At 67.4% G+C, this 19,150-nt stretch carries 18 protein-coding genes and 1 tRNA gene; 9 read left to right on the forward strand and 10 right to left on the reverse strand.

Features of this window, described 5'->3' with window-relative positions; all coding sequences use genetic code 11:
• Positions 1–58: 58 nt before the first annotated feature.
• From AC1DJ5_RS04435 to AC1DJ5_RS04450, 4 genes are all read left to right on the forward strand, one after another.
• Complete coding sequence (locus tag AC1DJ5_RS04435; RefSeq protein WP_477019814.1) at positions 59–1,321, forward strand: DNA polymerase IV; 1,263 nt, start codon at positions 59–61, stop codon at positions 1,319–1,321.
• A 55-nt stretch (positions 1,322–1,376) separates the two neighbouring features.
• Positions 1,377–1,835: a RidA family protein gene (locus tag AC1DJ5_RS04440; RefSeq protein ID WP_477019815.1), complete on the forward strand. Its 459-nt coding sequence runs from the start codon at positions 1,377–1,379 to the stop codon at positions 1,833–1,835.
• Positions 1,832–3,067 (forward strand): GNAT family N-acetyltransferase, encoded by a 1,236-nt coding sequence (locus tag AC1DJ5_RS04445; protein WP_441455991.1) that lies wholly within the window; start codon positions 1,832–1,834, stop codon positions 3,065–3,067. The genes AC1DJ5_RS04440 and AC1DJ5_RS04445 overlap by 4 nt, the downstream gene beginning before the upstream one ends.
• 84 nt (positions 3,068–3,151) lie before the next feature.
• Complete coding sequence (locus AC1DJ5_RS04450) at positions 3,152–3,457, forward strand: CsbD family protein (protein ID WP_477019816.1); 306 nt, start codon at positions 3,152–3,154, stop codon at positions 3,455–3,457.
• Positions 3,458–3,607: 150 nt separating this feature from the next.
• On the opposite strand, the gene AC1DJ5_RS04455 is transcribed toward AC1DJ5_RS04450, so the two are convergent.
• From AC1DJ5_RS04455 to AC1DJ5_RS04470, 4 genes are all read right to left on the reverse strand, one after another.
• Positions 3,608–4,183 carry a DUF4287 domain-containing protein gene (locus AC1DJ5_RS04455; RefSeq protein WP_441455993.1) on the reverse strand — a complete coding sequence of 192 codons (576 nt, stop codon included), beginning with the start codon at positions 4,181–4,183 and terminating at the stop codon, positions 3,608–3,610.
• 248 nt (positions 4,184–4,431) lie between these two features.
• The gene (gene clpA / locus AC1DJ5_RS04460) at positions 4,432–6,732 is read right to left on the reverse strand and encodes an ATP-dependent Clp protease ATP-binding subunit ClpA (protein ID WP_477019817.1); all 2,301 of its coding nucleotides are present in this window, start codon (positions 6,730–6,732) and stop codon (positions 4,432–4,434) included.
• Positions 6,733–6,743: 11 nt separating this feature from the next.
• On the reverse strand, positions 6,744–7,073 hold the full coding sequence (gene clpS / locus AC1DJ5_RS04465; protein WP_441455995.1) for an ATP-dependent Clp protease adapter ClpS: 330 nt from the start codon (positions 7,071–7,073) through the stop codon (positions 6,744–6,746).
• 195 nt (positions 7,074–7,268) lie between these two features.
• A complete protein-coding gene (locus AC1DJ5_RS04470) occupies positions 7,269–7,739 on the reverse strand; it encodes a phasin family protein (protein ID WP_441455996.1) in 471 nt (156 codons plus the stop codon).
• A 266-nt stretch (positions 7,740–8,005) separates the two neighbouring features.
• Between AC1DJ5_RS04470 and AC1DJ5_RS04475 the strand changes: the two genes are divergently transcribed.
• Complete coding sequence (locus AC1DJ5_RS04475) at positions 8,006–9,478, forward strand: serine hydrolase (RefSeq protein WP_477019818.1); 1,473 nt, start codon at positions 8,006–8,008, stop codon at positions 9,476–9,478.
• On the opposite strand, the gene AC1DJ5_RS04480 is transcribed toward AC1DJ5_RS04475, so the two are convergent.
• Entirely contained in the window at positions 9,475–10,068 is a 594-nt protein-coding gene (locus AC1DJ5_RS04480; RefSeq protein WP_441455998.1) for a DUF2239 family protein, read from the reverse strand. The genes AC1DJ5_RS04475 and AC1DJ5_RS04480 overlap by 4 nt on opposite strands.
• Before the next feature lie 68 nt (positions 10,069–10,136).
• A complete protein-coding gene (locus AC1DJ5_RS04485) occupies positions 10,137–10,490 on the reverse strand; it encodes a phage holin family protein (RefSeq protein ID WP_441455999.1) in 354 nt (117 codons plus the stop codon).
• 116 nt (positions 10,491–10,606) lie between these two features.
• Between AC1DJ5_RS04485 and AC1DJ5_RS04490 the strand changes: the two genes are divergently transcribed.
• The 3 genes from AC1DJ5_RS04490 (at position 10,607) to AC1DJ5_RS04500 (ending at position 11,820) form a co-directional block, all read left to right on the forward strand.
• A complete protein-coding gene (locus AC1DJ5_RS04490; RefSeq protein WP_441456000.1) occupies positions 10,607–11,044 on the forward strand; it encodes an HIT family protein in 438 nt (145 codons plus the stop codon).
• A 53-nt stretch (positions 11,045–11,097) separates the two neighbouring features.
• A tRNA-Thr gene (locus AC1DJ5_RS04495) sits at positions 11,098–11,173 on the forward strand.
• Between the two features lie 20 nt (positions 11,174–11,193).
• Positions 11,194–11,820: a TetR/AcrR family transcriptional regulator gene (locus tag AC1DJ5_RS04500; protein WP_477019819.1), complete on the forward strand. Its 627-nt coding sequence runs from the start codon at positions 11,194–11,196 to the stop codon at positions 11,818–11,820.
• Between the two features lie 78 nt (positions 11,821–11,898).
• On the opposite strand, the gene feoB is transcribed toward AC1DJ5_RS04500, so the two are convergent.
• Together feoB and AC1DJ5_RS04510 are read right to left on the reverse strand one after the other, a co-directional pair.
• On the reverse strand, positions 11,899–13,770 hold the full coding sequence (gene feoB, locus AC1DJ5_RS04505) for a ferrous iron transporter B (protein WP_477019820.1): 1,872 nt from the start codon (positions 13,768–13,770) through the stop codon (positions 11,899–11,901).
• On the reverse strand, positions 13,770–14,042 hold the full coding sequence (locus tag AC1DJ5_RS04510) for a FeoA family protein (RefSeq protein ID WP_441456003.1): 273 nt from the start codon (positions 14,040–14,042) through the stop codon (positions 13,770–13,772). The genes feoB and AC1DJ5_RS04510 overlap by 1 nt, the downstream gene beginning before the upstream one ends.
• 149 nt (positions 14,043–14,191) lie before the next feature.
• Here AC1DJ5_RS04510 and AC1DJ5_RS04515 point away from each other — a divergent pair, with 149 nt between their 5' ends.
• Positions 14,192–14,722: a c-type cytochrome gene (locus tag AC1DJ5_RS04515; RefSeq protein WP_441456004.1), complete on the forward strand. Its 531-nt coding sequence runs from the start codon at positions 14,192–14,194 to the stop codon at positions 14,720–14,722.
• Between the two features lie 19 nt (positions 14,723–14,741).
• Here AC1DJ5_RS04515 and AC1DJ5_RS04520 read toward each other — a convergent pair whose 3' ends face one another.
• Both AC1DJ5_RS04520 and AC1DJ5_RS04525 read right to left on the reverse strand, forming a co-directional pair.
• Positions 14,742–17,975 (reverse strand): efflux RND transporter permease subunit, encoded by a 3,234-nt coding sequence (locus AC1DJ5_RS04520; RefSeq protein WP_477019857.1) that lies wholly within the window; start codon positions 17,973–17,975, stop codon positions 14,742–14,744.
• Positions 17,975–19,126 carry an efflux RND transporter periplasmic adaptor subunit gene (locus AC1DJ5_RS04525; protein WP_477019821.1) on the reverse strand — a complete coding sequence of 384 codons (1,152 nt, stop codon included), beginning with the start codon at positions 19,124–19,126 and terminating at the stop codon, positions 17,975–17,977. The genes AC1DJ5_RS04520 and AC1DJ5_RS04525 overlap by 1 nt, the downstream gene beginning before the upstream one ends.
• Positions 19,127–19,150: the final 24 nt, after the last annotated feature.

Below are 19,150 nucleotides of genomic sequence, written 5' to 3' on the forward strand. Positions count from 1 at the left end.
ATGCACTGTGACGCGCGCAGTCTTAAGTTGACGTGAAGCTGAAGAACCGGAGTTCCTTTTGAGCCTGACGGCCGTCTGCCGCGACTGCCTGTGGACCGGCGACCGCAAGGTCGCGCGGTGTCCGAGTTGCGCCTCGCGCCGGGTCATCGCCCATGACGAACTGGCCGACCTGTCCATCGCCCACCTGGACTGCGACGCCTTCTACGCCTCGGTTGAGAAACGCGACCGGCCGGAACTGCGCGACAAGCCGGTCATCATCGGCGGCGGCAAGCGCGGCGTGGTCTCGACCGCCTGCTATGTCGCCCGCCTGCACGGCGTCGGCTCGGCCATGCCCATGTACAAGGCGCTGAAGGCCTGTCCCGACGCCGTTGTCATCAAACCGGATTTCGCCAAATACGTCGCCGAGAGCCGGCGCATCTTCGGCGCGATAGAAAAGCTGACGCCGCTGGTTCAAACCCTGTCGCTGGACGAGGCCTGGATCGATCTGTCGGGGACCGAGCGGCTGAACGGCGGCCCGCCCGCCTTCCAACTGATCCGGCTACAGAAATGGATCGAGGACGAGACCGGCCTGAGCGTCTCCATCGGCCTGGCCCCCAACCGATTCCTGGCCAAGATCGCGTCTGAACTGGATAAGCCGCGCGGTTTTTCCGTCATCGGCGTGGCCGAGGCGAAGGACCTGCTGGCGCCCCGTCCCGTCTCCATCCTGCCCGGCGTCGGCCCGGTCTTCGGCCGCACCCTGCGCTCGGACGGCTTCGCCACGGTCGGCGATCTGGCCGCCGCCGACGTCAAGGATCTGGTCCGGCGTTATGGCGAGACGGGCCTTCGCCTCTACGACCTCAGCCATGCCCGCGACGCCCGTCCGGTTCGACCAGACCACGACCGGCGCGGCATGAGCGCCGAGACCACCTTCAACGACGACCTGACCACGGCCGAGGCTCTGGAGGCCGAGCTCTGGCCCCTGTGCGAGAAGCTGGCGTCCAAGGCCCGACGCGACGGCGTGGCCAGCCGGGTCGTGGTGCTGAAGCTGCGCAAGAGCGACTTCAAGATCGTCACCCGCCGCGTCACCCTGGTCGAGCCGGTGCAGACGGCGCGGGTGCTGTTTTCCGCCGGGCGCGACCTGCTGAAGCCGGAGTTGGGCGTCCCCTATCGACTGATCGGCATCGGCCTGGCCGAGATCACCGACGCCGGGGCCGCGCCCGCCGGCCTGTTCGCCACCGCCGAGACCCGCGCCCTGAAGACCGAGACCGCCATCGACGCCCTGCGCGCCAAATTCGGCGTCGCCGCCGTGGTCGCGGGCCGCGCCCTGAAGAAGCCCGGATGACGCCGCCCGTCTGGCGCGCTAAACCCCGCACAACCCATTCAACGGAGTCTCCGACATGAGCATCCACGCCCGCATCGCCGAACTCGGCATCACCCTGCCCGAGCCGGCCAAGCCCGTCGCCAGCTACGTCTCCTACGTCCAGTCGGGCTCGCAGATCTTCATCTCGGGCCAGTTGTCGAACGACGCCAATGGCGGCATCAAGGGCACCGTCGGCGTGGACGTGACCCCGGAACAGGCCGCCGAGGCCGCTCGCCTGTGCGGTATCAACCTGCTGGCCCAGATCAACGCCGCCGTCGACGGCGACCTGGATCGCGTCGTCCGCATCGTCAAGCTGGGCGGCTTCGTCCAGGCCGGACCGGACTTCATCGCCATCCCCGCCGTCATCAACGGCTGCTCGGACCTGATGGTCCAGGTCTTCGGCGACGCGGGCAAGCACTCACGCTCGGCCGTCGGCGTCTACAAGCTGCCGCTCGGCTTCGCAGTCGAAGTCGACGCCATCATCGAGGTGAAGTGAGCTTCACGCTCCAGGTCAACGACGGGGTCGCCGACATAGGCCGGGACGCGTGGGACGCCTGCGCGGCCCCGACCGGCGATCCCTTCGTCTCCTACGACTTCCTGCACGCGTGCGAGGCGTCCGGCAGCGCCGTCCCGTCCCAGGGCTGGGGGGCGCGCCACCTGTCCCTGCACGATGACGACGGCGCCGTTCTCGGCGTCATGCCCCTCTATCTGAAGGGGAACAGCCAGGGCGAATACGTCTTCGACCACAGCTGGGCCGACGCCTATCAGCGCGCCGGCGGCCGCTATTATCCCAAGCTTCTGAGCGCCGTGCCCTTCACCCCGGCGACGGGGCCGCGTTTTCTGATCAAACCCGGCGTCACCCCGGAAAGCCCGCGGGGCTTATCCGGGGCCGCCCAAGACGCCGACGGCAGCGCCCTTGGCGGTCCCGGCTCTGCGCTTCGCTCCGGCCGGGATGACGCGATCAGGGCGGCCCTGCTGCAAGGCGCCCTGACCCTGGTCGAACGGCTCGGCGCCTCATCCCTGCACGTCAACTTCCCGACCGAGCCCGAATGGCGCCTCATGACCGAGGCGGGCCTTCTCCCTCGACGCGACATCCAGTTCATCTGGCGCAACGACGGCTATCGGAGCTTCGACGACTTTCTGGCCGCCCTGTCGTCCAATCGGAGGAAGACCATCCGGCGCGAGCGGCGCGAGGCGCAAGCAGGTCTCGACATCCGCGTCCTGAGCGGGGCCGACCTGACCGAGGCGCACTGGGACGCCTTCTTCGACTTCTACATGGACACCGGCGACCGCAAATGGGGCCGGCCCTATCTGACGCGCGACTTCTTCGCCCGCGTCGGCGCGTCCATGGCTGACCGGATCGCCCTGGTCATGGCCTTTCGGGATGGGACGCCCATCGCCGGGGCCTTGAACTTCATCGGTCGCGACGCTCTCTATGGCCGTCAGTGGGGCGCGCTGGAGGAGGTCCCCTTCCTCCATTTCGAGCTCTGCTACTATCAGGCCATCGACTTCGCCATCGCGCGCGGCCTGTCCCGCGTCGAGGCGGGCGCACAGGGCGAGCACAAGATCGCGCGCGGCTACCTGCCCTCCCCGGTCTATAGCGCCCACTGGATCGCCGACCCGGCCCTGCGCGATCCGGTCGCCCGCTATCTCGACAACGAGCGCCCGGCGGTCGAGGCCGAGATGGCTGAGATGGCCGAAACCTTGTCGCCTTACCGCAGCGCCTGACATTTCGCCGCGAGCGCCGCGAGGAACCCTCGGGACACCAGCGCGCTTGGGGAGAGGAGTCTCCTCCTCACATCAGGGATCACCATGACTGATCAACGTATTGAAGGCGTCGCGACGGAACTGAAGGGCAAGGCCCAGAACGGCGCGGGCCGCCTGACCGGCGACGGCAAGCTTCAGGTCGAAGGCAAGCTGACCGAGTTCAAGGGCAAGGCGAAGGACGCCTATGGCCGCGTTATCGACGGACTGGACGGCATGGTCGACAAGGCCCCCGCCGATCTTCGCGATCCCGCCCACAAGGGACTGGACTTCGCTCGCCGCAAACCCCTGCTGACCACCGCCCTCATCGCCGGGGCTGCGGTGCTTCTGGGCGCGCTGGGCCGTAAACGCTGACATTCCTTTCCTCCCCACTCGTGGGGAGGGGGACCACGCAGTGGTGGAGGGGGCGGCACTGACATCAACCGTCGAGTCGCCCCCTCCGTCTCGTCCGCTACGCGTCCGATCCACCTCCCCATTCGCCTTGCGAACAGGGAGGAAAGGTCATCAACCGTTATCGGCCGCCTGGGCGAACAGGCGGCCAATCTCCGCGTCCACTTGATCCGGCGCGTCCAGTTCGACCACGGCCGTCAGCCGCTCGGACCAGCTTTCCCGCCGCGCCGACGGCGATAGGCGCGGCGAGGCCTCCGGCGCCAACTTCAAGCCCAGCAGCGCCCGACCGCCCTTGAGCGGACGCATGGCCGCGAACTGCACCGTGCGTGAGAAGGCGGTGTAGCCCTTGCGCTGGCCCGAGATGACACCCTCGACCCCGTCCGCGCCCCGCTCGACCGCCTCCAGGATCGCCGCCGAATCGGCATCCTTCCACAGCGCGGCGCGCAGGGCCTCGGGCTCGTCCCAGCCGGGGCCGTCGGACGGGCGGCAGGCGTCCAGGATTTGCGCCGCGTGGTTCTGGCCGACGCCGTGTTCCGTCTTCAACCAGACCGCCTGAGCGCGCGGCGCGGTCTCGGGACAAGCCTTCATGATGGCGACCCAGTCGGCCAGCGGTTTGCCGGTGTTCTTCTCCAGATTGGCCTGAACCGTGGCGAACCACTTCTTCTGCCGCTCCGTCAGCACTGCGGTCATGTGCGTCCCTCTCGAATTCGAGAGGACTATGCAACGCTGGATGCTCCGCGACCACCTCTTCCGCTCATCCCGGCGGACGCCGGGATCCAGCTCTTTGGCTACAAGTACTCACGCTAGAATTCGCCGGGGAACGTCCTTGGCTCTGACTGGATCCCGGCGTCCGCCGGGATGAGCGGGGTTATGGGGAAGCGCTAAAGAAAAAGGCCCGGGCGTTTCCGCCCGGGCCTCTGACTTCGACCTGACCGAAATCAGGCCGTTTCTTCTTCCTCTTCCTTCACCGCCGCGCCCTTGGTCGGGGTGATGTCGAAGGCGATCTTGCCGTCCTTCAGCTCGACCTTGACGTGGCCGCCGCGGGTCAGGCGGCCGAACAGGATGTCGTCGGCCAGCGGCTTCTTGATGTGCTCCTGAATGACGCGGGCCAGGGGGCGTGCGCCATACAGTTCGTCGAAGCCGTTCTTGGCCAGCCAGTCGGCGGCTTCGTCGGTCAGTTCGATGGTGATGTTGCGGTCCGCCAGTTGGGCTTCCAACTGCATCACGAACTTGGTCACCACCGAGCGGATCGTCTCGGCGCCCAGAGGCTTGAAGGCCACGATGGCGTCCAGGCGGTTGCGGAACTCCGGCGCGAACAGGCGCTGGATGGCCTTGTCGTCCTCGCCCTCGACCTTGCCCCGGCCAAAGCCGATGGAGGCGCGGGCGTTGTCGGCGGCCCCGGCGTTGGTGGTCATGATCAGGATGACGTTCCTGAAGTCGACCTTCTTGCCCACGGCGTCGGTTAGGGTCCCGTTGTCCATCACCTGCAGCAGGATGTTGTAGACGTCGGGGTGGGCCTTCTCGACCTCGTCCAGCAGCACAACCGAGTGCGGGTGCTGGTCGACGGCGTCGGTCAGCAGGCCCCCCTGGTCATGGCCGACATAGCCCGGAGGCGCGCCGATCAGGCGGCTGACCGTGTGGCGCTCCATGTATTCCGACATGTCGAAGCGCTGCATCTCGATGCCGAGCGTGGCGGCCAGTTGCTTGGCCACCTCGGTCTTGCCAACGCCGGTCGGGCCGCTGAACAGGAAGGCGCCGATGGGCTTGTTCGGATCGCGCAGCCCCGCCCGCGCCAGCTTCATCGCCGACGAGACCTGGTCGATGGCCTGCTCCTGGCCATAGACCGTCCGCTTCAGGTCGGCCTCAAGCTCGCGCAGGGATTCCGTGTCCGACTTGGACACCGACTTGGGCGGGATGCGGGCCATCTTGGCGATGACGGCCTCGACCTCCTTCTGACCGATGACCTTCTTGCGCTTGGATTCCGGCAGCAGCATCTGGCCGGCCCCCGCCTCGTCGATCACGTCGATGGCCTTGTCGGGCAGTTTCCGGTCGGTGATGTAGCGAGCCGACAGGTCGACCGCCGTGCGGATGGCGGCGTCGGTGTAGCGCAGCTTGTGATGGTTCTCGTAGGTCGTCTTCAGACCCTTGAGGATCTTCACCGTGTCCTCGATCGTCGGCTCGTTGACGTCGATCTTCTGGAAGCGGCGGACCAGGGCGCGGTCCTTCTCGAAGTGCTGGCGGTATTCCTTGTAGGTGGTCGAGCCCATGCAGCGCAGGCTGCCCGAGGCCAGGGCCGGCTTCAGCAGGTTGGACGCGTCCATCGCCCCGCCCGAGGTCGCGCCGGCGCCGATCACCGTGTGGATCTCGTCGATGAACAGGACCGCGTTCTCGTGCGTCTCCAGTTCCTTGACGACCTGTTTCAGCCGTTCCTCGAAGTCGCCGCGATAGCGGGTGCCGGCCAGCAACGCCCCCATGTCGAGGCTGTAGATGGTGGCGTCTTTCAGAACGTCCGGCACCTCGCCGTTGACGATCTTGCGGGCCAGGCCCTCCGCAATGGCGGTCTTGCCGACGCCGGGGTCGCCGACCAGCAGCGGGTTGTTCTTGGTCCGGCGGCACAGGATCTGGATCGAGCGTTCGACCTCGGCCTGACGCCCGATCAGGGGGTCGATCTTGCCCTTGCGGGCCTTCTCGTTCAGGTCGACGCAGTAGGCCTCCAGCGCTTCTCCGCCCGATTTCACGGCGGCGGCGTCCTCGGCGTCCTCGGGCGAGCCCTTGGCGGGGCGGGCCTCGGTCGCGCCCGGCTTCTTGGCGATGCCGTGGGCGATGAAGTTGACCGCGTCATAGCGCGTCATGTCCTGCTCCTGCAGGAAATAGGCGGCGTGGCTTTCGCGCTCCGAGAAGATGGCGACCAGGACATTGGCCCCCGTAACCTCTTCCCGGCCCGACGACTGGACGTGGATCACCGCGCGCTGGATCACGCGCTGGAAGCCCGCTGTGGGCTTGGCGTCGTCGCCGTCGGCCGTGGCCAGGGCGGCCAGATCGTTGTCGACATAGAGGGTCAGAGCCGCCTTCAGCGCGCCGAGGTCCACGTTGCAGGCGGTCATCACGGCTGCCGCGTCGATATCGTCGATCAGGGCCAGCAGCAGGTGTTCAAGCGTGGCGTATTCGTGCCGACGCTCGTTCGCATAGCTGACCGCGCGGTGCAGGGTCTCTTCGAGAGGACGAGAAAAGGAGGGCATGGGAGATCCTCTCAGTCTTTTTCCATCGTGCATTGCAGAGGATGCTGGTGACGGCGCGCCGTCTCGACCACCTGGGCGACCTTGGTTTCGGCCACTTCGTAGGTGAAGACGCCGCACACCCCAACGCCATGCTGGTGCACATGCAGCATGATGCGGGTCGCGTCCTCGCGGCTCTTCTGGAAGAACCGCTCCAGCACATAGATGACGAACTCCATAGGGGTGTAGTCGTCATTCAGGATCAGCACCCGATATAGGGAGGGCCGCTGAAGCTTCGGCTTTGTCTCGGTGACGACGGCGGCGCCTGCGCCTCCGCCTTCTTCACCTGGCCGTCTCGTAGGCATTCTTTGTCCGTCTTCGGGGGAGTTCGATGGATCAGATAGGCAATGATGGCCGGATTTGTAGGGGCGTCCAGTGAGTCGTGTCGCCTGCGGCTACACGTCTTCTCGACCGCCACGCTTTGAAACGCCTCCCAGACGCAAAAAGGCCCCGGCGTTTCCGCCGGGGCCTGATTGTACGCCTACTGAAACTTATCCGGCTTAGCGGGCGGCCTGGAAGGTCTCGACGGTCGCGGTGACGCGCTCGTTGATGGGCTTGAAGCTGTCCTTCACCGAGGCGGTGAAGATCTCGGTCGCCTTGCCGAACTGCGCCAGATAGGCCTCGGCGGCCGACTTGGCCCACGAGGTCTGAAGCTCGACCAGTTCCTGCACCGAACGCGCCTGGCTCAGCGACTGGGCGGCGGCGACGCCGTCTTCCCAGCTCTTCTTGGAGAAGGCGAGCGCTTCCTGCGACAGGGCCTCGGCGCCCTTCTGGGCGGCGGCTGCCGACTCGACCACGGCTTCCAGGTTCTTCTTGCCCTGAGCGTTCAGCTCGGTCAGCGAGGCGACGGACTTGTCCACGCCTTCGCGGAAGGCCTTGGCGCCGGCGGCCTGGATGTTCTCTGCCTGGGCCTTGGCCTTGGCGGTGGTCTGTTCGACGGTCTTCTTAACAGTCTCGGCGGCGTCAGCCATTGGGACTCTCCTGAAGCGAAAAGGGCCTCACGACGAACGGCGTTCATCGCGACAGGGGTCATATGGTGCATGTGCGAAATGACTTCAAGTTAAATTTGTGCGGCGCACAATATGATCGGCGATCACCCGTTCCCGCCCGCGCCGATCACAACTCCGTTGACGGCTTGTTAACCGTCTCGAAACCCCGGAGTCCGATGTTAGCCTCTGTTAACGCGCGATGATCGGGGTCGTCTTCGCGCCACAGTGACGAGGCTAGTTGATTGACCATGAACGCCGTATTCCGCCGTCGCTTCCTGGCCGCCATGGTTCTGGGCGGGCTCGTCCTGACCCCTGCCCTCGGCGCGCTTCCGCCGGTCGCTCAGGATTCCGACAGTTCGCGCTACGCCGCCATCGTGGTCGACGCCGCCTCGGGTGAGGTGCTGTTCTCTCGCTTCGCCGACGCCCGACGCTATCCCGCCTCGATCACCAAGGTCATGACCCTGTACCTGACGTTCGAGGCGCTGGAGTCCGGCAAGGTCAAGCTGACCGACACTCTGACCGTGTCGCCGCGCGCCGCGTCGCAGCCCCCGTCGAAACTGGGCCTCGCCGCCGGCCAGTCGATCAGCCTGGACGACGCCATGCGCGCCACAGCGGTCCGCAGCGCCAACGACATGGCCGTGGTCCTGGCCGAGCACATCGGCGGCTCGGAAGCCCAGTTCACCGCCCGGATGACGGCCAAGGCCAAGGAGTTGGGGATGGACCAAACTCGGTTCACCACCGCCAACGGCCTGCCCGACACGCGTCAGGCGACGACCGCCCGCGACCTGTCGATCCTCAGCCGCGCGGTCATGCGCGACTTCCCGCAATATTACCGCTACCTCGGCCTGCGCGACTGGGCCTACAACGGTCGCGACTATCGCAACACCAACGGTCTGCTGGCTACCGGCCGCGGCTATGACGGCATCAAGACCGGCTTCACCAACGCCTCGGGCTACAACCTCGCCGCCTCATCGGTCCGGGACGGCAAGCGGATCATCACCATCGTCATGGGCGGCCGCTCGACGGCCAGCCGCAACTCTCATGTCTCGGAACTGATGGACACCGGCTTCGAGGTCCAACGCCGTCGCGGCCAGGGCGAACCGATCCAGATTGCCCAGAATTTCTTCGAACAACGCGGCTTCGGCGTCATCGCAGATCCGAACCCGCCGGTGGAATACGCCTCGGCTTCGGACGAGGACGGCGAAGGCGTCGGTTCGACGACGGTCGCCTATGTCTCCGGGCCGGCGCCGCGCACCCTGCCCACCGAAATCACGCCGCCGCCCTCGGCCCGGACGCCTGCGCCCGCTCCTCGCGCCGCAACGCCCCGCGCCGCGGCCCCGGTCCAGCGCGCCGAAGCGCCTCGCCCGCCGGAAAGCCTTACCGCCGCGCTGAACGGCGGGACGACGACGGCCACGCGCCGTTCATCCTCATCCGCCGCCGCTACGCCGACGCGTGAACCGACCCGCCAGGCTGCGCGCGAGCCCGCCGGCCGCTGGACGGTTCAGGTCGGCGCCTTCCGCGAGGAAACCGTCGCGCGTGACTGGCTGAACGACGTCAGTCGCCGCTTCCGCACCCAGTTCACCGAGGCGCAACGCGACGTGCAGACCGCCAACGGCTGGTATCGCTCGCGCTTTACCGGCATGACCCAGGCCGCCGCCGAAGCCGCATGCGAGACCCTGAACGAACGCCGCGTCACCTGTATGGTCATCCGCCCGAGCTAATCGCGCTCGGTGGTCGCCTTTCGGCCCTTACCATTGCGCCAACCGCCCTCGGCCAGTCGATTGGCGTAGTCGCGCACGTCCGCAGGCCAGCCCTCGACCGCCAGGTCGAAGGCGATCCAGTCGCCCGCGAACAGCATCCGCGTCGCCTCCTCGTAGCCGCGCTTGTCGCCCGCTACGGCGGTCATGAACCGATAGGCGGCCTCGCGGCTGCGGCGCACCCGGTCCGGGCCCTCGGCCTCGCGCAGGGCGCTCTCGACCAGCTTGCGCAGCGCCACCGACGCCCCGCCCGGCTGGGCCGCCAGCCAGTCCCAGTGACGCGGCAACAGCGTCACCTCACGGGCAGTGACGCCCAGCCTGGGCCGCCCCGGCCCGCGCTTCTCGACCAGTTCGGCGGGCGTCAGGCGCGCCAGGACCGCGTCCAGATCGCCGCGCAGGTCGAACTCGACCGGACGGGCGTCGGCGTCATCGAACACCAGAACCGCCTTCCCCGCGTCATGCACGGCCTTTACGGCCGCGGCGACCTGGGACGGCGCACCCGATGCAATCAGGCGGTCGCCGGCGAAGGCGGTGCAGGTAGCGGCGGTCATCATCGGCTCCTTGAAGGTCGCGATGATTTACCCGGATAAAATATGGGCGTCAATATTATCCGGATAATTACCTAGGCGCGCTCGCCCTCACCGAATAGGGAGGCGGCGATCCAGCTGACCACGCCGGTGACGATGGCCGCGCCGATCCCGGCCCAAAGGCCGTTGACGACGAACCCGCCCAGGAACCAGGCCGTCAGCCCGATCATCGCCGCGTTCACCACCAGCAGGAACAGACCGAACGTCACGATGGTCAGCGGCAGGGTCAGGATCACCATGATCGGCCGCACGATAGCGTTGACCAGACCCAGGATGACCGCCGCTGCGATCAGCGACCCGGTCGAGGTGAAGTCCACCCCCGGCACGATCTTGGCCGCCAGCCACAGCCCCAGGGCGGTGACGACGGCCTGAACAATAAAACGCAGCATGACAGCCTCTGTCTGGTTGAACCTTGACCATATAGTGCGCCAGATCGCGTTCGGCTCCGTGCGAAATCCGCTCTGCCCTGCTAGCCTTGGCCCGACCACACTGACGGAGCCTCCCCATGAGCCTTCACGGCGCCTACGACCCCGACAACATCTTCGCCAGGATTCTGCGCGGCGAGATCCCGACCGTGAAGGTGTGGGAAGACGATGACGTGCTGGCCTTCATGGACGTCTTCCCCCAGTCCGAAGGTCATGTGCTCGTCGTGTCCAAGACCTCTCAGGCACGCAATCTTCTGGATGTCGAGCCCGCGACGCTGGCGACGCTGACCGCCGCCGTCCAGCGCACCGCGCGCGCGGTGGAAAGGGCGCTGAAGCCGGACGGTCTCAGCCTGATGCAGTTCAACGGCGAGGCTGGCGGCCAGACCGTCTTCCACCTGCATTTCCACATCATCCCGCGCTGGAGCGACCGCGCCATGAAGGGCCACGGCCACGCCCCCATGGCCGACGCCGAACAGCTGAAGGCCTTGGCCGCCCGGATCGCCGCCGAACTGGACTGAAGCGGCTTTCCTCGCTTGCCTCCGCCGCGCCGGGCCAGCATAAGGCGCGCAACGCCGGTTTAGCTCAGTTGGTAGAGCGCCAGTTTTGTAAACTGGATGTCGCGGGTTCGATTCCTGCAACCGGCACCACCTCTCCGGCCGCCTCCTCCATGTCCGAGACGACCAACAAACTGGGCCACAAGATCGGGACGCGCGGCGCGCGCACTCGTCGCGCCATCCTCGACGCCCTACGCGGCCTGCTGAACCACAAGCATCTGGGCGAAATCCGCGCCGCCGACGTGGCCCAGGCGGCGGGCGTCTCGGCGCCGACCTTCTACACCTATTTCAACTCGGTCGATGAAGGGCTGCTGATCCTGTGCGAGGAGGCCGGCGAGGACTTCCAGCGCCTGGCCAAGCACATTCACGCCGACTGGACCGGGGACCGCGCCTTCGAAGCCGTCCGCGCCTATGTGCTGGAGGTGCTGACGCTATGGAACGACCACGGGCCTGTGCTGCGGGTCGAACACATGCTGGCCGACAAGGGCGAGCCCGCCTTCGCCGAAAGCCGCATCAAGCGCCAGCGACGCCTGCACCTGGCGCTGGAGCGCCGCATCGCCCAGGCCAAGGCCAACGGCTATCTTCCCGAGGGGTTGAGCCCGCGCCTGACCTCTTACGAGACCGCTAATCTGGTGGAATCCGTCGCCGCCGGCTTCGCCCTGATGCGCCGAGCCGACACGGCAGAGGCCATCGTCGACACCACCGCCCACATCGTCGTCAAGCTGACGACCGGACGCTGACGCCCGAAGAGAGCGTGAGCGCCCCTTCATTTTTGTGGGCCGCGGTCAGAAGGCTCCGCCTTCTCGACCCGAAGCGGCCTAGCCCCCGCCCAGCGCCACGGCCAGGTGATAGACGATGAAGGCCGCCAGATAGGCCAGGCCGAACATGTAGCCGACCATGATCAACGTCCATTTCAGCGAGCCGGTTTCCCGGCGCACGACACCGATGGTCGGCAGGCATTGCGGCGCGAAGACATACCAGGCGAGGAAGGCCAGCCCCGTCGCCAGCGACCAGTCCGCGGACAGCACCGAGGCCAGCGCCCCGACATTCTCCTCGGCCCCGGCGACGGCGTAGACCGTGCCCAGCACCGCGACGGCCACTTCGCGCGCGGCCATGCCGGGGACGAGGGCCACCACCATCTGCCAGCTAAAGCCGATGGGGGCGAAGACAGGCGCCAGCGCCTTGCCGATCATGCCGGCGAAGGAATAGTCGATGGCCGGCCCGGTCGCGCCCTCCGGCGGATAGGGGAAGGTCGCCAGCGCCCAGACGATGATCATCAACGGCAGGATGATCCTGCCCGCGCGACGCAGGAAAATCTTGGCCCGCAACCACAGATTGAACAGGACGCTCTTGATGTCGGGCATCTTGTAGGCGGGCAGTTCCATCATGAAAGGCTCGACCGCGCCGCGCCAGAACACCCTGCGCACCACCAGCGAGACCAGCAGCGCGCTGATGATGCCACTGGCGTAGAGACCGAACATCACCAGACCCTGCAGATTGGCGAAGCCCCAGACCGTCCGGTTCGGGATGAAGGCGGCGATGATCAATGTGTAGACGGGAATCCGCGCCGAACAGGTCATCAGCGGCGCGATCAGGATGGTGGTCAGCCGGTCGCGCCGGGCCTCGATCACCCGCGTCGCCATGATACCGGGAATGGCGCAGGCGAAGCTGGACAAAAGGGGGATGAAGGCGCGGCCGTGCAGCCCGGCCCCGCCCATGATCTTGTCCATCAGGAAGGCGGCGCGCGCCATATAGCCGAAGTCCTCCAGCACGATGATGAACAGGAAGATCAGCAAAATCTGCGGCAGGAAGACCAGAACGCTGCCGACGCCCGAGATCAGGCCGTCGACGATCAGGCTCTGCACCAGGCCGTCGGGCACGAAGGCGGCGACCGCCTGACCCAACAGGGCGAAACCAGCCTCGATGCCGTCCATGGCGGGCGTGGCCCAGGTGAAGACCGCCTGGAACATCAGGAACAGCACGCCCAGCAGAATCGCCAGACCGGCGACCGGGTGCAGCAGGACGCTGTCGATCTTGCCCGTCAGCGTGTCCGGCCGCTCGGGCGGACGCACGCAGGCCTTCATGATGCGTTCGGCTTCGCGGTGGGCGGCGCGGATTTCGGCGGCTGCGGGCGCGTGCCATTCGCTGTGGGTCTCGCCCACCGCCTGATCAGCCTGGGCCTGGGCGGCGGCGACCAGTTCGGCGATGCCTCGTTTGCGCGTGGCGACCGTGGTCACCACCGGCGCGCCAACCTCAGCCGACAGTTTTTCCAGATCGATGCGCAGGCCCTGACGCTGGGCGATGTCGTACATGTTCAGCGCCAGAACCATCGGGCGCCCGACCTGTTTCAGCTCCAGCGCCAGGCGCAGCACCAGACGCAGATTGGTGGCGTCGGCGACGCAGATGACGACGTCCGGCGGCGTCTCGCCCGGCAGGGCGCCCAGAACGGCGTCCCGGGTGACTTCTTCGTCCAGACTGCGCGCGCGCAGCGAATAGGTGCCCGGCAGGTCCAGCACCGACAGGGTGCGCCCGTCGGCGGCGGTGATCCGCCCCTCCTTGCGTTCGACGGTGACGCCGGCGTAGTTGGCGACCTTCTGATGCGCGCCGGTCAGGGCGTTGAACAGGGCGGTCTTGCCGCTGTTCGGGTTGCCAACCAGGGCGACGCGGGCGGTGCGAACGGCCATGTCCATCAGAGGGCTCCGCCTTCCAGGCGGATGGTCAGGCTGGCGGCCTCGTGGCGACGCAGGGCGACGCGCATGTCGTCCACCTTGATGGCGATCGGATCGCGACCGAACAGGCCTTCGTGCAACAGTTCGACGTGGGCGCCCTCGACGAAGCCCAATTCCAGCAGGCGGCGCTCCAGTTCGACCTCATGGTCCTGATGATGGCAATGCGCGCCGACCTGAACGATGACGCCGCGATCGCCGCGACGGGCCTGGCTGAGTTTGATGGTGTCGGTCATGGCGCTCATTACAACGGCGCGCGGGCGCCGTTCACTCTCTATTGACAGTGATTATCAGGTGCGAGGCCGCCGCGTCCAGTAAGGATAACCGCAGCGTTGCGACCAAACGTCCATCGGCTATCAAGGCGGTCTGGCCTATGGAGTCCGCCATGCGCACCGCCCTGATCCTTTCCGCTGTTCTTTCCGCCTCGCTGGGATTGGCCGCCTGCGGCGACAACGCCGCGCCCGGCGCCGAAACAGCCAAGGCCCCGCCTCCGCCCGCACCGACCGAAGCGGAGAAGGTGGCGATGCTGGCCGCCCTGCCCTCGCCCTACAACGCTGGCGATCTGGAGAACGGCCGTCGCGCCTTCGCCCGTTGCCGATCGTGCCACACCATCACGCCGGGCGGCCCGAATATGGCCGGGCCGAACCTGTACGGCGTCTTCGGCCGCCAGGCCGGGGCCTTGGACAAGTACAGCTACTCGCACGCCATGCGGACGGCGGGCTTCACCTGGGACGCGGACAAGCTGGACCACTGGCTGCAGAACCCGAAGATCTTCCTGCCGGGCAACAAGATGACCTTCCCCGGCCTTCCCGACGCCACCGACCGCCGCGACGTCATCGCCTTCCTGAAGGTGGAGACGGGCTACAAGCCGGAAACGGCGAAGGCCGCCGCTCCCGCGACGGCCCCCGCTTCCTGAGGATTCAGCCCACAGCGATTTACCCCGGAGTCATGTCCGCCGACTTTCCGTCGGCCAACTCCTGGGCTTCCCACTCCTCGATCTTGCGGGCGGTCCATTCCGGCGACTTGGTGAAGCGCGCCAGCACGCCATAGATCACCGGCACCACGAACAGGGTCAGGACGGTGGCGAAGATCGCCCCCGTGAAGATGACCACGCCGATGGTCTGGCGGCTGCCCGCCCCCGCCCCGTGCCACAGCACCAGCGGCAGGGCGCCGAAGGCGGTGGCGATCGAGGTCATGATGATGGGGCGCAGGCGCAGCGACGACGACTCGATGATCGCCTCGCGGATCGAACGCCCCTGATCGCGCAGCTGGTTGGCGAATTCGACGATCAGGATGCCGTTCTTGGCCGCCACCCCGATCAGGATGATCAGGCCGATCTGGCTGTAGATGTTCAGGCTGGACCCGGCCATCAGCAGGCCGAACAACCCGCCCGCCGCCGCCAGAGGCACCGTCAGCATGATGACCGCGGGGGTGATCCAGCTCTCGAACTGGGCCGCCAGAACCAGGAAGACCAGCAGCAAGGCCAGGGCGAAGGCCCAGCCCACGGCGCTGCCCGCCTCCTGCTGATCCCGCGCCGCGCCGCCCCAACGGACAGTGGCCAGGCCCTGCGGCTGTTTGGCGACCTCGGCGTTCAGGAAGGCCATGGCGTCCGCGATCGTGGTGCCCGGGTTCAGGTCGGCCTGAAGCGTGATCGCCCGCTGACGGTCCAGACGACGACGGTCGGGCGTGTCGCCCGAAGTCTCGGTCGTGACCACTGCCGACAGCGGCACCAATTGCCCCGCGCCGGTCGCGACATACAGCGCCTGAAGGTCCGCGACCTCGCGACGGTTGTTGCGGTCGGTCTGCAGGATGACATCGTATTCCTGACCGCCCTTGATATAGGTCGTGGCGCGGCGGGAACCGAACATGGTCTCCAGGGTGCGGCCGATCTGCTGCGACGACACGCCCAGGGCCGCCGCCTTCTGCGGGTCGACGTTGACCAGCAGGCGCGGCGCGTTCGGCTCATAGTTCAGACGCGGACGCGAGAAGCCCGGGTTCTCCTGCGCCGCCGCCAGGATGGGCTGCAGCCAGTTGTAGAGCGGGCCGTATTCGGCGCCGGTGACGATCATTTCGACCGAGTTGGAGCTGCCGCCGCCGCGCTGGAAGGCGCCGGGGGTCGAGGCGTTGACCTGGGCGTCGGTCTGGCCGCGCAGCTTGCGGTTCAGTTCCTGCGCGATCTCGTCCGCCGAGCGCTTGCGCTGGGACCAGTCCTTCAACGTCAGGCTGGCGCTGCCGGAATTGTAGCTGCCGCCGCCGAAGCCGGGCGCCGAGATCAGATAGGATTCGACTTCGCCCTTTTCCTTGTACTCGGCCAGGATCGGCTCCAGCCCCAGCATGATCTTGCGGGTGTAATCGAAGCCGGCGCCTTCCGGCCCCTGAACGCGAACGCCGACGCGGCCCCGGTCCTCGGGCGGCACCAGTTCGCTGGGCAGGGTCAGGAAGATGCCGCCCGCCCCGGCCGCGACCAGGACGATCAGGCCGATGACGCCGACGACGGCGATGCGACGGCCCAACAGAGCGTTCAGCGAGTTGGCGTAGGAGTTCTTAAGCGCATCCATCGCCCGATCGACGCGGCGCGCCAGCCACCCGCCGGTCTGCGCCGGCTTCAGGATCTTGGATGCCAGCATGGGCGACAGGCTCAGCGCCAGGAAGGCCGAGAAGGCCACGGCCGCGGCGATGGCCGCCGCCAGTTCGACGAACAGACGGCCGACATATCCGGGCAGGAACAGCAGGGGCGCGAACACCGACAGCAGGACCACGGTCGTCGCCACGACGGCGAAGAAGACCTGACGGGCGCCGCGCTCGGCGGCGATCAGCGGGGGCTCGCCCAGGTCCAGGCGACGCTGGATGTTCTCGACCACCACGATGGCGTCGTCGACGACCAGGCCGATGGCCAGCACCAGAGCCAGCAGGGTCAGCAGGTTCAGCGAGAAGCCCAGCGGGGCCAGGACGATGAAGGTCGCCAGCAGGCAGATGGGCGCCACCACCGAAGGGATGATCGCCGCCCGCAGACTGCCCAGGAAGATGAAATTGACCAGGGCCACCAGCGCCATCGAAATGCCGATGGTGATCCAGACCTCGTCGATGGCGTGGGAGGTGAAGACCGAATTGTCGGACCCGACTTCCAGCGTCGTGCCCGGCGGAAGGGTCGGCTGCACCTGCAACATCAGGGCGCGCACGCCCTCGGAGATGGCCAGGTCGTTCGACTGGGCCTGACGCGTGACGGCCAGACCGATCTGGTCGATGCCGTTGCCGCGGAACAGGCGCCGCGCCTCGGCGGGCGCCTCCTCGATCCGGGCGATATCGCCCAGGCGGGTGACATAGGCGGCGTTGCCCAGCAGGGCGCCGGTCACGCCGTTGGTCATGGCGGTCGTCGCCCCGGCAAGGGTGCCGGACGCCTGCGCCCCCGTGGCGGTCGAGGCCGAGCCGCGCGTGCCGATCGGCAACTGGGCGAAGTCGGCGGGCCGCGCATAGGTGCGGGCGACGCGGACGGTGTAGTCCTTCTGCGTCGACTCCAGCGAACCGGCCGGCAGTTCGACGTTCTGGTTGGTCAGAGCCGTCTCGACGTCGTTGACCGTCAGGCCGCGCGCGGCCATGGCGGCGGCGTCCAGCCAGATACGCATGGCGTAGCGTTGCTCGCCGAAGATCTGGACCTGGGCCACGCCCGGCACGGTGGCGAACCGGTCGACCAGATAGCGGTCGGCGTAGTCCGTCAGCTCCAGCCGGTTCATCGTCGTGGAGCGCAGGAACAGGACCATGATCGGCTGGCTGTTGGAATCGGCCTTGGCCACTTCCGGGGGGTCGGCCTGATCCGGCAGACGGCCGACGACGCGCGAAACGCGGTCGCGCACGTCGTTGGCGGCGTCGTCGATGTTGCGATTCAGCGAGAACTCGATGTTCACGTTCGAGCGGCCGTCGCGGCTGGTCGAATTGATGCGTTGGACGCCCTGGATGCCGGCGATCTGCTGCTCGATCGGCTCGGTGATCCGGCTCTCGATCACCTCGGCCGAGGCCCCGGCGTAGGTGGTGTTGACCGAAACGATGGGCGGATCGACGTCCGGCAGTTCCCGCACGGGCAGGAAGAAGAAGGCCGCCAGGCCGATCACGCACAGAACGATGGCCCCCACCGCCGCAAAGACGGGGCGGCGGACCGAGAGATCGGACAGCATCATTGGCGGGCCGCCTGAGCTGCGCGCGCGCCGCCCTTCTGCTCGTCCCCGCCGCCGCCGACGCTCACGGGCGCGCCGGGCTGGATACGATTCAGGCCCGAGGCGACGACGTGGTCGTTGTTGTCCAGACCCGACAGGATTTCGACAAAGCCGCCCTCGACGGCGCCGGTCTGCACCTCGACGCGCTGAGCAGTCGTGCCCTTCTCGCCGCGCGCGATGCGATAGACGAAGGCGCCCTGCCCTTCATACTGAACGGCGGCTTCCGGCACCGCCAGGCTCTGGCGACGACCCTGCTGAACGGCGACGCGCATCATCATGCCGGGGCGAAGACGATTGCCGGGGTTGGCGAATTCGGCGCGGGCGATGACGGCGCGGGTCTGTTCATTGACGCGCGTGTCCAGCAGCGCGATGCGGCCGGAAAAGACCTCGCCGGCATAGGCGTCGGAGGTCGCGGTCAGCGGCGTGCCGAGCCGCAGCACACCCAGATAACGCTCCGGCAGGGGGAAGTCGACGCGGACCGAGCTGGTGTCGTCCAGGGTGGTGATGACCGCCCCAGGCGTGATCAGCGTGCCCGGCGTCACCGTGGTCAGGCCCAGCACCCCGGCGAAGGGTGCGCGCAGCATGCGGTCGCCGCGACGGGCTTCCGAGGCCGCGACGGCCGCGCGGGCGGTGTGAAGCGCTGTCTCGGCCTGTTCGGCCGTGATGCGCGGCGCGACGCCGCGCTCGGCCAGGGTCTTGTAGCGATCATACTCGCGCTGCGCCTGAACCAGTCGCGCATTCGCCTGGATCAGATCAGCGTCTTCCTCGCGCGCCTGCAACTCGACCAGGGGCGCGCCCGCGGCGACGCGCTGGCCGTCCGTGAACATCACCCGCGTGATCAGTTCGGTCGTATTGGAGGTGATGTTGACCGAGTGGCGGCTGCGGGCCACGCCCAGAACACGGATCTGATCGGCGAACTCACGCTGGGTCACGACCGCCTCGGCCACGGCCTGGCCCCGACCGCCGCCGGGTCCGCCCCGGCCGCCAGGACCACCGGGACCGCCCCCGCCGCCCTTGCTGTCGTCAGCGAGAGTGATTTTCAGAACCGCCGCCAGGACCATAAGCCCCACGAGACAGGCCGCAGCGATGATGAAAAAATGGCGTTTGAACACGCGACGCAGTCTCCCCGACAACAA

Source organism: Brevundimonas sp. 01N35 (genome assembly GCF_056399785.1).

Coding starts and splice junctions, on each gene's coding strand:
- clpA (WP_477019817.1), bottom strand. CDS start 6,732: ATGCCCTCCTTTTCTCGTCCTCTCGAAGAGACCCTGCACCGCGCGGTC.
- clpS (WP_441455995.1), bottom strand. CDS start 7,073: ATGCCTACGAGACGGCCAGGTGAAGAAGGCGGAGGCGCAGGCGCCGCC.
- AC1DJ5_RS04520 (WP_477019857.1), bottom strand. CDS start 17,975: ATGCTGTCCGATCTCTCGGTCCGCCGCCCCGTCTTTGCGGCGGTGGGG.
- feoB (WP_477019820.1), bottom strand. CDS start 13,770: ATGGACATGGCCGTTCGCACCGCCCGCGTCGCCCTGGTTGGCAACCCG.
- AC1DJ5_RS04455 (WP_441455993.1), bottom strand. CDS start 4,183: ATGACCGCAGTGCTGACGGAGCGGCAGAAGAAGTGGTTCGCCACGGTT.
- AC1DJ5_RS04500 (WP_477019819.1), top strand. CDS start 11,194: ATGTCCGAGACGACCAACAAACTGGGCCACAAGATCGGGACGCGCGGC.
- AC1DJ5_RS04490 (WP_441456000.1), top strand. CDS start 10,607: ATGAGCCTTCACGGCGCCTACGACCCCGACAACATCTTCGCCAGGATT.
- AC1DJ5_RS04470 (WP_441455996.1), bottom strand. CDS start 7,739: ATGGCTGACGCCGCCGAGACTGTTAAGAAGACCGTCGAACAGACCACC.
- AC1DJ5_RS04485 (WP_441455999.1), bottom strand. CDS start 10,490: ATGCTGCGTTTTATTGTTCAGGCCGTCGTCACCGCCCTGGGGCTGTGG.
- AC1DJ5_RS04475 (WP_477019818.1), top strand. CDS start 8,006: ATGAACGCCGTATTCCGCCGTCGCTTCCTGGCCGCCATGGTTCTGGGC.
- AC1DJ5_RS04515 (WP_441456004.1), top strand. CDS start 14,192: ATGCGCACCGCCCTGATCCTTTCCGCTGTTCTTTCCGCCTCGCTGGGA.
- AC1DJ5_RS04440 (WP_477019815.1), top strand. CDS start 1,377: ATGAGCATCCACGCCCGCATCGCCGAACTCGGCATCACCCTGCCCGAG.
- AC1DJ5_RS04480 (WP_441455998.1), bottom strand. CDS start 10,068: ATGATGACCGCCGCTACCTGCACCGCCTTCGCCGGCGACCGCCTGATT.
- AC1DJ5_RS04450 (WP_477019816.1), top strand. CDS start 3,152: ATGACTGATCAACGTATTGAAGGCGTCGCGACGGAACTGAAGGGCAAG.
- AC1DJ5_RS04510 (WP_441456003.1), bottom strand. CDS start 14,042: ATGACCGACACCATCAAACTCAGCCAGGCCCGTCGCGGCGATCGCGGC.